At 34.5% G+C, this 16125-nt stretch carries 8 protein-coding genes; all 8 read right to left on the bottom strand.

Annotated elements, in window-relative coordinates; translation table 11 throughout:
* Nucleotides 1-8 precede the first annotated feature (8 nt).
* The 8 genes from GQR97_RS17450 to GQR97_RS17485 are packed head-to-tail and all read right to left on the bottom strand — an operon-like array spanning nucleotide 9 to nucleotide 16110.
* Complete coding sequence (locus GQR97_RS17450) at nucleotides 9-2699, bottom strand: glycoside hydrolase family 3 protein (protein ID WP_158850736.1); 2691 nt, start codon at nucleotides 2697-2699, stop codon at nucleotides 9-11.
* A gap of 7 nt (nucleotides 2700-2706) precedes the next feature.
* Nucleotides 2707-4077 (bottom strand): sulfatase, encoded by a 1371-nt coding sequence (locus GQR97_RS17455; protein WP_158850738.1) that lies wholly within the window; start codon nucleotides 4075-4077, stop codon nucleotides 2707-2709.
* Between the two features lie 21 nt (nucleotides 4078-4098).
* Nucleotides 4099-6393 (bottom strand): glycosyl hydrolase family 95 catalytic domain-containing protein, encoded by a 2295-nt coding sequence (locus GQR97_RS17460; RefSeq protein ID WP_199269880.1) that lies wholly within the window; start codon nucleotides 6391-6393, stop codon nucleotides 4099-4101.
* A 10-nt stretch (nucleotides 6394-6403) separates the two neighbouring features.
* The gene (locus GQR97_RS17465) at nucleotides 6404-7999 is read right to left on the bottom strand and encodes a sulfatase (RefSeq protein ID WP_158850742.1); all 1596 of its coding nucleotides are present in this window, start codon (nucleotides 7997-7999) and stop codon (nucleotides 6404-6406) included.
* A gap of 12 nt (nucleotides 8000-8011) precedes the next feature.
* Nucleotides 8012-10594: a glycoside hydrolase family 3 C-terminal domain-containing protein gene (locus GQR97_RS17470; protein WP_158850744.1), complete on the bottom strand. Its 2583-nt coding sequence runs from the start codon at nucleotides 10592-10594 to the stop codon at nucleotides 8012-8014.
* A 5-nt stretch (nucleotides 10595-10599) separates the two neighbouring features.
* The gene (locus tag GQR97_RS17475) at nucleotides 10600-12231 is read right to left on the bottom strand and encodes an alpha-L-fucosidase (protein ID WP_158850746.1); all 1632 of its coding nucleotides are present in this window, start codon (nucleotides 12229-12231) and stop codon (nucleotides 10600-10602) included.
* The gene (locus GQR97_RS17480; protein ID WP_158850748.1) at nucleotides 12231-13760 is read right to left on the bottom strand and encodes a sulfatase-like hydrolase/transferase; all 1530 of its coding nucleotides are present in this window, start codon (nucleotides 13758-13760) and stop codon (nucleotides 12231-12233) included. The genes GQR97_RS17475 and GQR97_RS17480 overlap by 1 nt, the downstream gene beginning before the upstream one ends.
* Before the next feature lie 52 nt (nucleotides 13761-13812).
* Entirely contained in the window at nucleotides 13813-16110 is a 2298-nt protein-coding gene (locus tag GQR97_RS17485; protein ID WP_158850750.1) for a DUF5703 domain-containing protein, read from the bottom strand.
* Between the last annotated feature and the right edge of the window lie 15 nt (nucleotides 16111-16125).

The following is a 16125-nucleotide window of genomic DNA, read 5'->3' on the forward strand; positions in this document are numbered from 1 at the left end:
TACTTTACTTATTTTACAGTTAAAATTTCTCTTAAACGAATATCTTTTGATGATGCTCCAATCATAATTCTAAAATCACCAGCTTCTACTAATCTTTTTAAATCTTTATCTAACATAGACAACTCATCTGGGCCTAATTCGAAAGTCACTTTTTGAGATTCTCCAGCCTTTAAGTTGATACGTGTAAAGCCTTTTAATTCTTTTATTGGACGAGATACTGAAGCTAATTCATCACGGATATATAATTGCACAACCTCATCGCCAGCAACAGAACCATTATTTCTAACCGTACAAGTAACCCGTACAGTTTCCGTTGGTGCAATATTATTTTTACTGAATTCTAAATTTGAATATTCAAAAGATGTATAACTTAAACCGTAACCAAAAGGAAATAATGGCTGACCTGTTAAATTGTGATAGTTATCACCTCTACCTGTTGGTTTGTTGTTATAATATAACGGACATTGTGCTTCATCTACGGGGAATGTTATAGGTAAACGTCCTGCAGGGTTTTCATCTCCAAAAAGAATATCTGCAAAACCATTTCCTCCATTTTCTCCAGCATACCAAGCCATAATAATACCGTCCACATCATTAATCCAGTTCGCCATGGTAATCGCGCTACCACCAACTAAGACAACTACGGTAGGTTTTCCTGTTTTAGCTACTGCTTTAATAAGTGCTTCTTGGTGACCAGGTAAAGCCAATAACGCACGGTCTCTAAATTCCCCTTCGTGAATTCCTGCAAAAACCACAGCAACATCACTTTTTTCTGCTACAGCAACGGCATCAGCTATTTCTTGTTCCCATGCATCTTGAACATCGGCATCCCAAACTAATTTGAATTTTGCATTTCCAGCAGATTCGTAGAATTCAATTTTCACATCGTATTCTTTACCTTTTTCAAAAGAAAATTCTTTTAAAATTGTATTGTACGATTGTTTTTGCCAGTTATCAATAATCAATTTACCACCTAAATACATGCGGTAACCATCGTTCCCTTCAATACCAACATTAAAAACACCTGTTTTAGTCGCTTTTATTTTTCCTGTCCATCGCACAGAGAACCAATCGTAAGCCAAATCTTCATGAGGTGAAAACAGTGTCCACCCAAAACTTACTTTCTTGTCAATACGTTCCACTTTTGGTGTGCCGCTTAATTTAATATTATCAAAATAATCACCTTTTAAACCTGCTACTTTTTTACCATCTTTAATTGTAGATAAATTAACAGATGCTATAGGCTTGTATTTTACTTCTGTTAATGCAACACCTTTTGCATATTCAATATTTTGTGCTCCAATTTTGTTAGCAACACCATCGTACATAGAAACTAAATCGTTTCCTGGTCCGCTATAACCACCTAATCTAACCGTTTTTACATCATGACCAATAAGTGCCACTTTTTTTGTAGATTTTTTAACTGGTAAAACGTCATTAGTATTCTTTAATAACACCATTGATTTTGAAGCCGCTTTTTTAGCCAACTCTCGGTGTGATTTATGTCCATTCCATACTGCTGCTTGTTTTGCATCTACATAAGGATCTTCGAATAAACCTAACTCAAACTTAGCTGTCAAGATTCTACTTACCGCTTCATCAATCGCTTTAATATCTACCATACCGTTCTCGTAAGCTTCCCAAAATAATGGGTAGTGGTTATAATTGGTTTGGAACATAACATCTAAGCCAGCTTCAACAGCATCTTCTGTAGCTTCGGCATAATTAGCGGCTGTAAAATGTAGAACATTAGCACCACCTGTAGCACCAGCATCAGAAATAACAAAGCCATTAAAACCCCATTCTTCTTTAAGCTTCGTACGTAATAACCATTCGTTAGATGTACAAGGTGTACCGTCTAATGAATTATAAGATGTCATAACCGAACGAGCACCTGCTTCCTTAAAAACAGCTTTGAACGCTGGAAAATAAATTTCTTCTAGCAAACGCTCATTAAAACTAATTGGGTAGCTATCACGACCACCAGCACCAACATTAGCTACAAAATGTTTTGGCGTTGTAATGACTCCTGCTTTTTCGAACTGACTGATAAATGACACACCCATTCTAGAGGTTAAATATGGGTCTTCCCCATAAGTTTCTTCCACACGGCCCCAACGTACATCGCGAGCAATATTTAAAACAGGGGATAGTATTTGACGAATACCTCTTGTTTTAGTTTCTTTAGTAATAGCACTTGCTACTTCACCAACTAAATCCGTATCCCAAGTAGATGCTAAAGCAATAGCTTGCGGAAAAGTTGTTGCTCCATCACGAGCTAAACCGTGCAGCGCTTCGTTAAAAGGAATGATAGGAATACCTAAACGTGTTTCTTCTAAAAAGTACTTTTGAAGCTCATTAATTTCATTAGCCATATTAGCTGCAGTTCCTGTAGAACCATAGTCCATAATCTGTTCAGCTGCATTATCATTCAATCCTTTTGACGAAATTTGAAATCCGAATATACCATGCTTCAATTTATCTTTCCCAATTTTTAAATCTCCAGGAATCATAAACATTTGCCAGAACTTCTCTTCTAAAGTCATTCTACTCAACAAATCGCTTACGCGTTCCGCTACTGGTAATTTCGGGTTTTTATAAGGTGGGTCTTTTTTAGCGGAAAACGCTAGCGATACTGTTAAGATTCCTCCTAAACACACTAATACTAAAACCGTTTTGATGTTACTAATTCTCTTCATCTATATTTTAATTAAACTGGTGTTGGTTTTTTTTCAAATCTTCATCAAACGCCGTCATCATCTTTTGTAATTTTTTTACAATTTTCGGATTAGCTGCTGCGACATTTTTACTTTCAGAAATATCATCTCTAAGGTTATATAGCGCTACACAATCCTTTGTAATACGCAATTTCCAATCGCCTTTTCTAACAGCTTGAAGTTCATTTTTTAAATAATAATAAAACCCATCTTTTTCGTGTGGGGATTTTGCTTTTTCTACTCCAGAGAGTAAAGGCCAAATATTTTTCCCATCCATAGGTTTATCCGACATTTTAGCCCCTGTTAAATGTGCTATGGTTGGCAACAAATCTATTGTTGATGCAACTTCATTAGAAACAAGTCCTTCTTTTATTTTTCCTTTCCACTGCGCTATCATCGGTACACGCATGCCTCCTTCTAAAGTTTGAGATTTAAAACCTCTCAATGGTAATGCACTTCCGCCTTGCTTATCTTTTAAATCCCAAGGTCCATTATCCGAAGTAAAAACAACCAATGTATTTTCATCTAATCCTAAAGATTTTAAGGTTTCTAAAATAGTTCCCATACTCCAATCTATTTCCTCAACAGCATCACCATATAATCCTCTTGCACTTTTTCCTTTAAACTTAGGAGAAGCATATAAAGGGACATGCGGCATGGTTTGCGCTAAGTATAAAAAGAATGGTTTGTCTTTATTCTCTGTAATAAATTCTACCGCTTTTTCAGTATATCGTTGTGTTATTGACGATTGATCTACAGGATATTCAATAACCTCGTTTTGTTCTAATAAAGGTACGCGTCTCCCTCTCCATTTTACTTGACGAAGACTATCGATAGTCATCCCTTCTCTGAAAACAATATCTTTAGAAACTTTTGATTTTGGATTAACAGACATATCATTACTAAACGGAATGCCATAGTATGAATCGAAACCTTGAGAGGTTGGTAAATATTGTTCTTCATCTCCCAAATGCCATTTCCCTATACAAGCCGTGGCATAACCTTCTGTTTTAAGCATATCGGCAATAGTCATTTCTTTATTTGATAAACCACCTGGTAAATTTGGCCAAAACACATCTGGCACTCCAACTCGTGGTGGATAAGAACCGGTAAGTAAAGCAGCTCTTGATGGTGAACATACAGAAGAAGCTGCGTAAAAATCTGTAAATTTAATACCTTCAGCAGCCATTTTATCTAGGTTTGGCGTTTTAATTAATGGAGAACCAAATACACCAACATCCTGATACCCTTGATCGTCTGTAAAAAATATAATCACGTTAGGCTTAGGTTGTTTTTCTTGCGCAAATAGACTAAGATTACAACTAATAAATGCTATTATGATACCTATTATAAACTTCATAAATGCTGTGATTTTAACTTCTTATTTTTTATTTAAAAAGCCATCAAACGCATACGCTTTTCCTGCTTCTGTTTTAAATTCTATTTCTTTATCCTTATAAACCAATTTACAAGACTGTCCTTTTTTAGATAGAACACTTACCGTTTTTAATTCTGAATTTCCCCATTCAAACGACAACTCAAAACCACCTCTAGCAACAATACCTTTTACTTCTCCATCGGCTAAAGCATCTGGTAAAGCAGGTAATAATTCTATTTTGTCTAAATGACTTTGTAGTAACATTTCTAAGATACCCGAAGCGCCACCGAAGTTACCATCAATTTGGAATGGTGGATGCGCATCAAAAAGATTGGGATAAGACCCACCTCTTATTTTTCGTTCAGGAATTTCTGCTGGACTTAATAATACATTCAATAATTTATAAGCGCGGTTGCCATCTTTAAAACGAGACCAGAAATTAACTTTCCAAGCTAAACTCCAACCTGTTCCGTTATCTCCTCGAAATTCTAAAGATTGTTTTGCAGCCTTCATTAATTCTGGAGTCTCTTCATAATTTATTTCACTTCCTGGATATACTGCCCATAAATGCGATACATGTCTGTGATGACTTTCTGGGTTATCTTTATCTTCCAACCATTCTTGTAATTGCCCATATTTACCTATTTGGTTTGGCGCAATTTTAGGAATCATAGCTGTTAATTTTTCAGCGAAAGCTTCATCTGTTTTTAATATTGAAGACGCTTCAACTACACTTTTAAAAAGTGCTCTTATTATTTGATGATCCATAGTTGGCCCAGCCACTAGACCACCAATTTCTGGCGATGTAGATGGTGTACTTATTAGGTAACCCGTTTTTGGATCTTCTACTAAAAAATCGGTATAAAATTGCGCCGATTCTTTCATTAAAGTATAGTTATTCTTTAAAAAAGTTTCATCTTTTGTAAATAAATAGTGTTCCCAAATATGAGAACAAAGCCAAGCACTACCAGATAACCAAAGTCCGTGATTAGAGTGGTTTACCGGTGCAGCACCTCTCCAAATATCAACGTTATGGTGTACATTCCAACCCTTAGCGCCATAATGTTCTTTAGCCACGTTTTTTCCGGTTTCAGAAACGTCTTTTATAAAATCGAAAAGCGGTTCATGACATTCACTTAAGTTGGCAATTTCTACTGGCCAATAATTCATTTCTAAATTAATATTAGTGGTATAACTGCTAAACCATGGTGGTGTTAATTTATCATTCCAAATACCTTGTAATGTTGGCGGTTTAGTTCCGGGACGACTACTGGCTATCATTAAATAACGAGCATATTGCACGTAAAGTGCAATTAATTCCGGATCGCTTGGGTTTTTCCAGAAGTCGAAAATACGTTTATCGGTGGTGTTTGCCGATTTTCCATTATCACCAAAATCAATATCAAAACGATTATACAGAGATTGATAATCTTTTAGATGTTTCTTTTTTACTTTTTTGTAATTTTCTGAAGCAACATCTGCTAAAGTTTTTTGAGTGATTTTTTCAGGATTTCCCGAAACATCATCATATTTAATATAGTTGGTTGCTGCTGTTAAATATATGGTTGCTTTTGATGCATTCGAAATTTGAAGTTTCCCGTTTACAGTTTCAATAGTACCATTAGTTTTAATGTTTAAAGTAGCAACACCTCTTAGTGCTCCATCTTTAACTTGAACCTTTAAGGTTTGTGTATTTCCAAAGGTTTCTAACGTTTTATCTTCGTGAAGGGCATCTAACCATAAATCGAAATTAAGAGCTTTAGACTTACTCGAAGTTAGATTAATAGCAATAATTTGAGATGGGTAACTAGAGAAGACTTCTCTTTTAAAATCAACGCCATTTACAGAATAAGAAACTTTGCTAATAGCTTCTTCTATGTTTAGTTCCCGTGTGTAATTTTTATAGTTTTCATGACCTTTAAAAGCAATGTAAATATCACCAAAAGGTTGGTAAGGCTTTTGTTTTAAAGGCGTGCTCATAAACTCTTGCATCGCTAAGTTTTGAGCATCTACTTGTTTGCCATCTTTTAATAATTGGCGAATAGTATCTAAATATTTATAAGCCCCTTTATGTGCATAATCATGTGGTTTTCCTGCCCAAAGTGTTTCTTCGTTAAACTGAATATGTTCTTCGGAAACACCACCAAAAATCATAGCGCTAAGGCTACCATTTCCTATAGGTAAAGCTTCGGTCCATTTTTCAGCAGGAGACTCATAAGATAATTTATGAGCTCCTTGAGCTTGTCCGTGGTTCACGGACAAGCAAAAGCAACTTATTGCAACTACAAATTTTAACATGTTTTTAATCTTAATCATTCCAATGTGCATCAATTGCTGCAAGAACTTCAGGGTGATCTGTATCTAAATCTCCTAAAGCAACTCTTTGATTTAAAATTTCATTCTTCAACTCTTTAATAATATCTTGATATTCTGGATCGTAATAACCATTATGAATTTGAAGAGGATCTTTCTCCAAATCAAAGAAATCCCAATACTTTTTTGGTGCATTTTCTTTGGTATAACCATTTACCTTGTATGCATGTCCATAAGAAAATGACAAAGTGTATTGTTTTCCTTTAATTCCAAAGTGACCTGGACGATCTTTGGTATGATCCCAATAACGATAGTATCCGTATTTACGCCAGTCTGAAGATGTGTTTCCTTTTAAATTTTCTCTAAAACTATGTCCTTGCATGTCTTTAGGATATTCAAGACCTGCATAATCTGCAAATAAGGCAGAGAAATCTACATTTTCTATCAAATCAGAATTACGAGTTCCAGCTGGAATTTCTTTTGGGTAACGAATAACAAAAGGCATATGGATAGACTCTTCATAAATTAAACGTTTATCAAAAAAACCATGTTCTCCCAAAAAATATCCTTGATCTGCAGTATAAATTACAATCGTATTTTCTGCTAAGCCAGATTCTTCTAAATATTTTAATAATTTACCAATGTTATCATCAATAGCTGCTCCACAACGCATAAAATCTTTCACATATTTTTGGTATGTTTTATAACGCGACTCCATTCTATCTAAACCGTCTACATCAAAAGGTAATCCAGGGTATTGCATATATCCAGGCACATTATCAGGATCTTTTGAAGCTACCAAATATCTGGTCTTTAAACTATCAATAGATTGGCCATTAAAAGATCTTCCTGTTGTATCTGGTCCTTCGTCGTAAAATGTAGAAGGCACAGGGATATCAACATCTTTATATAAGTGACTAAAACGCTCAGGGTAATCAAAAGGTTCATGTGTTGCTTTAAAATTACACATAGCCATAAACGGCTTCGATTTATCCCGATTTTCCATCCAGTCAATAGTCAAACCAGTAATAACATCGGTACTATATCCTTCGTATACTTTCCCACCTTCATCATAATCTTTCCAGTTCTCTTTTGTTTTCAAAATTGGGTCCCAATATCTACCTTGTCCTGGCAAAACGCAATAATAATCAAACTCATCTGTAGGCTCTTGCTTCATATGCCATTTACCTAATATAGAAGTTTGATACCCGCCTCTTTGCAAAACACCAGCAATAGTTTTATGACCTGTTGGCAAACCTGCACCTAAAGTTGTTACACCATTTATATGGCTATATTGCCCCGTAAGAACGGTAGCTCTACTTGGTGTACAAAGTGAATTAGACACCAAACAGTTATCTAATACCGCGCCTTCTGTAGCTAAACGTTGAATATTTGGTGTATGTACATAATCTTTTAATATACCTCCATATATACCTAAGGCCTGCGATGTATTATCATCTGCCATAATATACAAGATATTGGGCCTTGTATCTTTTGCTTCTTTTTTAACCTCCGTTTTATTTTTACAACTCGTAAAAACAAAGAGGCATAGTGCAAAAATTCCTAAATAAAATGATCTACTTTTTTCCATTTGGTTTTAATTTTAATTTATGACGTCTAAATTAATATTTATTAATTCATTAGAAGACTTTCCTATTCCTATTTTAAACAATCCTGGCTCTACAACCTGCTTATTTTCTTTAAAATTATAAAAGGCTAAATCTTCTGGTTTAATAGTGAATTTTACTCGAATTGTCTCATTTGGATTTAATGAAACACGTCTAATACCTCTTAGGCTTTTTAAAGGTCTTACTTCTTTACTTTCCAAATCTTTTATATAAAGTTGAACAACTTCTTCTCCCTTAATTTTTCCAACATTGGTAACATCTATACTTACCGATGTTGACCCATTAGTCTTTATTTTTTTATTCTTTAATTTTATATTTTCATAATTAAACTGAGCGTAACTTAATCCAAAACCAAAAGGATATAATGCTTCACCTTCAAAATATCTATACGTTCGGCCTTTCATACTATAATTTACGAAGGGAGACAACTCTTTTATTGATTTGTAAAATGTTATTGGTAATCTACCAGACGGATTGTAATCTCCAAAAAGTACATCTGCAATCGCATTACCGCCAAGTTCTCCTGGATACCAAGCTTCTACAATAGCTGATAAATTATCATTCTCCCAGTTTACGGCTAAAGCACTACCGTTAAGCAATACTAAAACAACAGGTGTTCCTGTTTCGTGTAATGCTTTTAATAACTCCTTTTGTACTTCTGGTAATTGAATATCCGTTTTATCACCACCTTTGAAACCTTTAGAATTTACTGGCATCTGCTCACCTTCTACGCCAGGGGAAATTCCTCCAACAAAAACAACAACTTCAGATTTCTTAGCTAATTCAATAGCTTTTTCAAATGAAGTTTTTTCGGGCGTAGCCCACATTAATTTTAATTTTGCAGGATAGCCTTCATGTAAATATTTAATTGAAACTTGATACGCCTTTCCTTTTTCTAAATACGTAGTTTCTTTTACAATTCGTTTTTTTAAATCTTTTGTATTATCAATTATTATTTTACTATCGATAGCTAATGTAAAACCTTTATTACTTTGAAGTCCTAATTGATAATCTCCCGAAACATCTACTTTAATTGTTCCTGTATATTCGACCGCGAATTTTTCTTTATTCAATCCATTTATGGGATTAGAATTCCAGTTTGAGTTTATACCCTCTTCAATTCTTATAAGTAAAGGCGTTCCTAAAAAATCATGATTATTATAATACTTAGCTTGAAGTCCGTTTTCAGTTTCGAAACTCAAAAACTCATTAGAAATTAAAGACATTGCCGGCTCTTTAGAAATTAATTCAGTGCCTGCTTCATAATAAATTTCTGTATCTTTAGATACTTTATTTTTCACCCCTTCTAAAGGTGTGAAGTATTGAGACGGAAACCCATTATAGTTTCCTAAAAGCACTTCTAAATTATTTGCATTAGGACCAATAACAGCAATAGATTTTACATCTTTCTTTAATGGTAAAGTATTATTCTTGTTCTTTAATAAAACAATAGATTTCTGAGCTGTTTCTAAAGCTAAAGCTCTGTGTTTTTCAGAACTTACTACACTCATAGGAATACTTGCGTACGGTACCATCTCTTCAGGGTCGAACATTCCTAATTTAAAACGGGCTTTTAGTACTCTTTTTAAAGAGACGTCTATTTCGTCTTCGGTTATATCTTTTTTAGCTACAGCACTTATTAAATATTCGTAACGCGAACCACAGTTTAAATCTGTTCCGGCTAAAACTGCCACTGCTGCAGCGGCTTCTTTAGAATCTACGTAGTTATGATAATCGTGTATATCTCTTATGGCATTACAATCTGAAACAACGTAACCTTTAAAACCCCAATCTTTTCTTAAAATGTCATCTAATAATTGATGACTTGCACAACATGGTTTACCCATATATCTGTTATAAGCAGCCATGATAGAATAAGCTTTCCCTTCTACAATAGTCGCTTCAAACGCCGGTAAATAAGTATCATATAAATCACGTTCTGTAGTTGTGGCATCAAAAAAATGTCTTTCAGGTTCAGGACCGCTATGTACTGCAAAATGCTTTGGAGTTGCAACTAGTTTCAAATATTTTGGATCATTACCTTGCATACCTTTTACAAAATTAACACCCATACGAGAGGTTAAATAAGGATCTTCACCATAAGTTTCTTGTCCGCGTCCCCAACGTGGATCACGAAAAATATTTACGTTTGGTGTCCAGTAAGTTAACCCTTCATACCTTTTAAATGAGTTATTTCTTAAAGCCTCATGGTGTTTAGCACGCGCTTCATCTGAAATTACTACGGCATCATTGTAAATTAAATCGGTATCAAAAGTTGCGGCTAAACCAATAGCCTGAGGGAAAACCGTGGCTTTACCAGCACGTGCTACACCGTGTAAACACTCATTCCAATATTCATGTGCTGGTACTTTTAATCTTGGAATAGCAGGAGCATCATTCATCATTTGTGCTACTTTCTCCTCTAAAGTCATTCTAGAAACTAAGTCGTCTACACGCTCATCAAAAGATAATGATGTCTCTAAATATGGCATGCTTTCTTGAGCTATACCAAAACAGCAATGAAATATCAATATCCAAAACAGATAGATTTTGCACATAATTTTTATTTAAATTTTGCCTTTAAAACTACTGGATAACTATCGCCATTAACCGCAGGCATATTAATAGCTAAACCATTATTGGTTTGCTTAAAAGTTACTTTTCTACCGTCGTATAGTTGCGTTAAACTTTTTAATCTTCCTGGACTAAATTCACTAGATTTTCCAAATGAAGGAATTAAGAATTCACCGCCTTTTGGATTCATTACTATAATATAGAAATCGTCTCCTTTGGTTGTGTAACGCACTTCGTCGTGAGCAAAAGCAGGTGTTGCTGTTGTACGTTGGTTAAAATGCTCGCCGTGTTTTTGAGATTCTGTAGCATTACGTAATTCTCCTTCAACAGTTTCAACATCTTCACCTCGAACACTTTTACCATCACCATAAACAGTCCATGGTCTAGTACCATAAATAGCTTCGCCATTAATTTTAAGCCAATCGCCAACAATTTTTACACTCTTTTTAATTTCATGCGGAATGGTACCATCAGGATTTAGTTCCATACTTAAAAGCAAATTTCCGTTTTTACTAACGGCTTCAATTAGCATTTCTAAAATTGTACGGGCATTATGAGTTAGGTGACGATCTTTTTTATAAAACCAATCGGTAAACGTAATTTCCGATTGCCAAGGATATGCTCTTAAGGTATTACTACCGCCAGATTCTACTTCATTAACGGTTCCTTTTGCTTGTCTTTTTAAAAGCATTACAGCATCTATTTTGCCATTTTCTTTTAAGCTATTATTATAAAGTTTACGAGTAACTTCTTTACCGTAATCACCATACGTAAAGTTAAAGCCATCATTATATAATAGATCTGGTTTGTAATTTGCTACCAGTTCAATATGGCGTTTTAACCAGTTCTTCTTAATATCTTCAATAATTTCTGGTGTACGATCTTCTGGTACTGGACCATATAAATTTTTAGGATCTAAACCTTCCCACCAAAGTCCTTTACCATCTGCTTTAGTTAAACGAGCATCATAAGGCACACCTGCATATTTACCTTCTTTATCTGCTCCAAAAGCCGGTTTCCACCAGTTAAGAAAACGGTCGTCATGGCTAGTAACGCCGAACTTTAAACCTGCGTTACGTGTAGCCTTTTCAAACTCGCCAATAACATCTTTTTTAGGACCTACATTTACAGAGTTCCATTCGTGATATGTAGAATTAAACAAATCGAAATGGTCATGATGGTTTGCTAAAGCAACAATATATTTAGCGCCATTTTCTTTTGAAAAATCAATTAGCTCTTGTGCATCAAAATTTTCGGCTTTCCATTCGTTAATAACATCTTTAAACCCGAATTCTGAAGGATGCCCGTAGGTTTGTAAATGATAAGAATTGGCCATTTTACCAAACTTCTGCTTACCAACATCTTTCATATACATATGGCGTGCATACCAGCCACCACCTTGCTCAGGCACACTTTGTGGACCCCAATGAAACCAAATACCAAACTTAGCATCTCTAAACCACTCTGGACATTCGTATTGGTTGGCTAGCTCATCCCAAGACAATTCTTTTTCTTGAGCGTTAGCCTTTTTAATATTAGAAAAAACTAATAAACCCACAAAAAACAAGTTGAATACAACTGTTTTTTGAAGCTTATTTTTAAATAAATAACTTAAATTCATTATTTTTTAAAATTATAATCTTCTGGATGATCAAAAAGTCCAAATTCTTTTTTAGTTAAATCAGCAAGATCACCTGTTTCTTTTATTAATTTTTCTAACTCTAATATTAAATCTTCTTTTACATTATTATAGTTTTCATCTTCAATTAGATTAATTAATTCCCAAGGGTCATTTTTAATATTAAATAATTGATAAGTGTAGTTGTCATTTTTTGAACTTACTATTAATTTAAATTCCCCTTTACGGACCGCTCTGTGCCCACCATGATTATTTATATTTGGTTTAAAAGCTTCACCTGGCCAAGAGTTATAAGCATAAAGCATACTCGTTCTAACTTCTTTAGCATCACCTTCTATAACAGGCGTTAAATCTTCTGTTTGCACAGATTCAGGAATTTCTAAACCTGTTAAACCACATAATGTTGGAAAAACATCATGTAAGTAAGCCAATGCAGCTGTTTTTTTGTTTTTAGGAATATTTGGCCCAACAAATACTAATGGTACACTAACACTATGCTCATATACATTTTGCTTTCCTAATAAACCATGTTGCCCTAAAGCAAGCCCATTGTCTCCAGCCAATACAATGATTGTATTATCTGCTTTACCTGAGTCTTTTAAAGCTTTTAAAACACGTCCAATTTGAGCATCGGTAGCCGTTATCATTCCATAATAATCTGAAATTTCTTTTTGAATGGCTTCGGGAGTTCTTGGAAAAGGCAATAACACTTCATCTCTAATTTTTTCATCAGCAATTTCAAAAGGATGTTGAGACATAAAGTTTTCTGGCAACGCCATGTCTTCATTTGGATACATATCCTTAAATTCTTGTGGCGGTGTACGTGGATCATGGGGTGCTGTAAAAGCAACATACATTAAAAATGGATCTTCTTTTTTATAATCATTTAAAAAACCTACGGCAGCATCACCAAAAACTTCACTACTAAATTTTTCTGTGTCTTTATAAGGAGTAGACCATCCTGTTTCTGGAGTATAATCTTTCACTTTAGTTCCGTAATGTGTTGTCATTCCTCCTAAAAAGGCGGACTTTACATAGTCGAATCCGCGTTCTACCCAAGGCTCACCATTATGCTGTTTTCCTGTTGCAAACGTTTTATATCCATTGGCTTTAAAATATTCTGGAAAAGTTAGTTTATCGCTTTGTCCTTTTTCTTCCTTCGGAAAAGCAAATTGTGCATAAACATTGGGTTCAATATTAAAATAATGACGACCTGTCATTAACATAGCTCTACTTGGAGAACAAACAGCAGCAGTTGTTGCTCCTAAAATGTATGAATTTGTAAATGATGTTCCATTATCAACCAATTGATCCATATTAGGTGTTTGAACATTGTACTTATCCATTGCACCTATTGTACCTCCTCTTTGATCATCTGTAAATAAGAAAAGTATGTTTGGCTTTTTAGTCTCTTCTTTAACAACTTCTTTTTTTTCATTCTCTTTACAAGATGAAAGACTTACTAAAAGTAGTAAAGCAAATATTTTTATTAGGTTTTTTCTATTACTCATTTTCTTGTTTTTAAACCTTTATTAATAAGATGATTTTTGTGTTCTCTTACTATTAATCCCAAATGTTAGGTTCTGGAGTTCTTAATTCCTGACCAATAAAAACATCTTTTTTTCTATCGGAAGGTGTTATTTTAAGTTCTTTAATTTCTCCATTTACTACTTTACCTTCAACTATGGTGTTTTGTTTTGCATACAATTTAAATTCACAGTTCCAGTTTGAAGGAAAGGCTGGTAAAAGGACAATTTTATTTTCTACATTTTGTAAAATCATGCGTTGCAACGCTGTTGCTGCTACTGATGAATGTTGTACATCTGGCGTTCCGTCGTGAGTAGACATGAAAAAACCTGGATAACGTTGCTCTGGAACAGGGCGATGTAGTGCCCAAACGACTTCTTTTTGAACAGAATCTGTTAAGCCAACCATTGCAGCCATAATAGCTTCTGGATGCCAGCCACCACGAATGTAACCTGGTGCCCATTTTGGATTTTCTCCGCCAACATCATTTACTAAAGTCGTTCTATTTTTATAAGTGTCTTGCGCCATTTTTAAATCGGGCAAACCAACACCATATAAGTGATATGGAAAAACCGAATACAATTCTGCAACTTCTACATTTGCTTTTTTAGATTTTATAACTTCAGCATTAGCTAAAATTTTAGTTCCGTTTCTAACTCTTGTTGGAATATCTGGAACACGAGATAATAATGCTTTCCAATAGGTTCTATCATTTTGTGTCGTTAAATCTTCAGGTAATTTAAGTAAACTGTTAAGTACAGATCTTAGGCCTGCAATAAAAGGCATTGGGTTATCTGCATCACGAAATGATTCTAAAACATGAACATCTGGGAAGTATAATTTCCCGTCTTTATGTGGCCAATGCAAATCGAAAAACTTTACAATTTCTGAAGCAAAAGGGATAAACTCTTCTTTTGCAAAAGTTTCATCTTGTGTATAATCAAAACGTTCTGATAAATACCAAGCTACTTCCAAACCAGCATTCCAGTGCGTTCTATGCCATTGAGATTGTTGTTGTCCTGGTTCTAAACCTGTTCTATCTATACCATATACACCTGGTGCAACAACCCCCCAAAGTGTTGTTGATTCTCTAATTACCGTACCTTCATGGCCAAAAACTTTATTTGAATGTTCTTTCATTAAATCAAAACCTCTCATGTATAGGTTGATAAAAGAATTGGCATATTTAAATTGCCCAGCGGCGTTCATGGAGTAAAAGGGTAAGCGCACATTTTGATGCAACATCAAGTTACCCCAAGAACGATGGTCTTTATCTTTAAAATGTTTTATGCCTGTATGGTTTCTTTGTAAAACTTCATTTAAATCGGGAGCAAACATAGAGCCATTCCAAATTATAGGGAATTCACCTTCTCCGGCCATAGCATTTAAATACATGGTGTAAGCGTAACCTGCACTCGTTTGTTTTGCTTCTTTAAAACCGCTTAAATGAATATAACTACTTTTCCAAAATGTGTTCCACCAAGTGGTGTGGGCTTGCCAATTGGCTTTTAAGTTTTCCTTTTTAGAAGAAGATTCTTTTATTTCAGCTAACCATTTATCAGCAGTTTCAGTACGTTTGTTAAGCGTGTAAATTTTTAAATGATTACACTTTCTTTCTTTTGACGACATTGTCGTACTAGAAGTGTTCGTCATTTTATCACCAACTACCATAGCACCAAAAGTTCGATTCTCTAAAACATCATCTAGATTTTCTGGCCTCGTAATTTCTAATGCTTTTATAGTCCAATCGAAAGCTTTTGTATTACTATTTCTATGATACCAAGTAATGGCTTTTTTATTATCTGCAACAATAACATCAGCAGATTCTGTAACACCATCAGGAATACCTTTAAGGTTGGTTTCATTTATAACCTTGGATTCATCCCTCCAATCATGTAGTTTCACATCTAATTTAAACTTCGAATCTGCATTGTTTTCAATATGAATGATTTCACTATTTTTATCAATCCAAATTTTAGATTTAAAACCATCATTGCCTTCTAAATAGATAACACCTTCGCTTAAAACAAGTTCTTGTTTAAAGTTGTTTTCAAAAGGGTTTGGAGACACTTCAACTTCTACATCTCCTAATTTTAAAAGTCGGTGCGCTTCAGACCAAGCATCAATATGTCTAACAGAAATCCAAATATGTCCGTTTTCTAAAACAGAAACTAAAGCGCCGGTTGTTCCATTACCCAGAGGCATAGCATCTGAAGCTATTTTACTTTTCTCTGTCCAAGAAACATTGTATTCATCTACAGATATATTTTGACTATATAATTTGATTGATACCAAACATAGACAGATTAATATAGATGTGATTTTAAATTTCATATTTAGGTGTCTTTT

This window comes from Algibacter sp. L1A34, assembly GCF_009796805.1.
Classification (GTDB): domain Bacteria; phylum Bacteroidota; class Bacteroidia; order Flavobacteriales; family Flavobacteriaceae; genus Algibacter.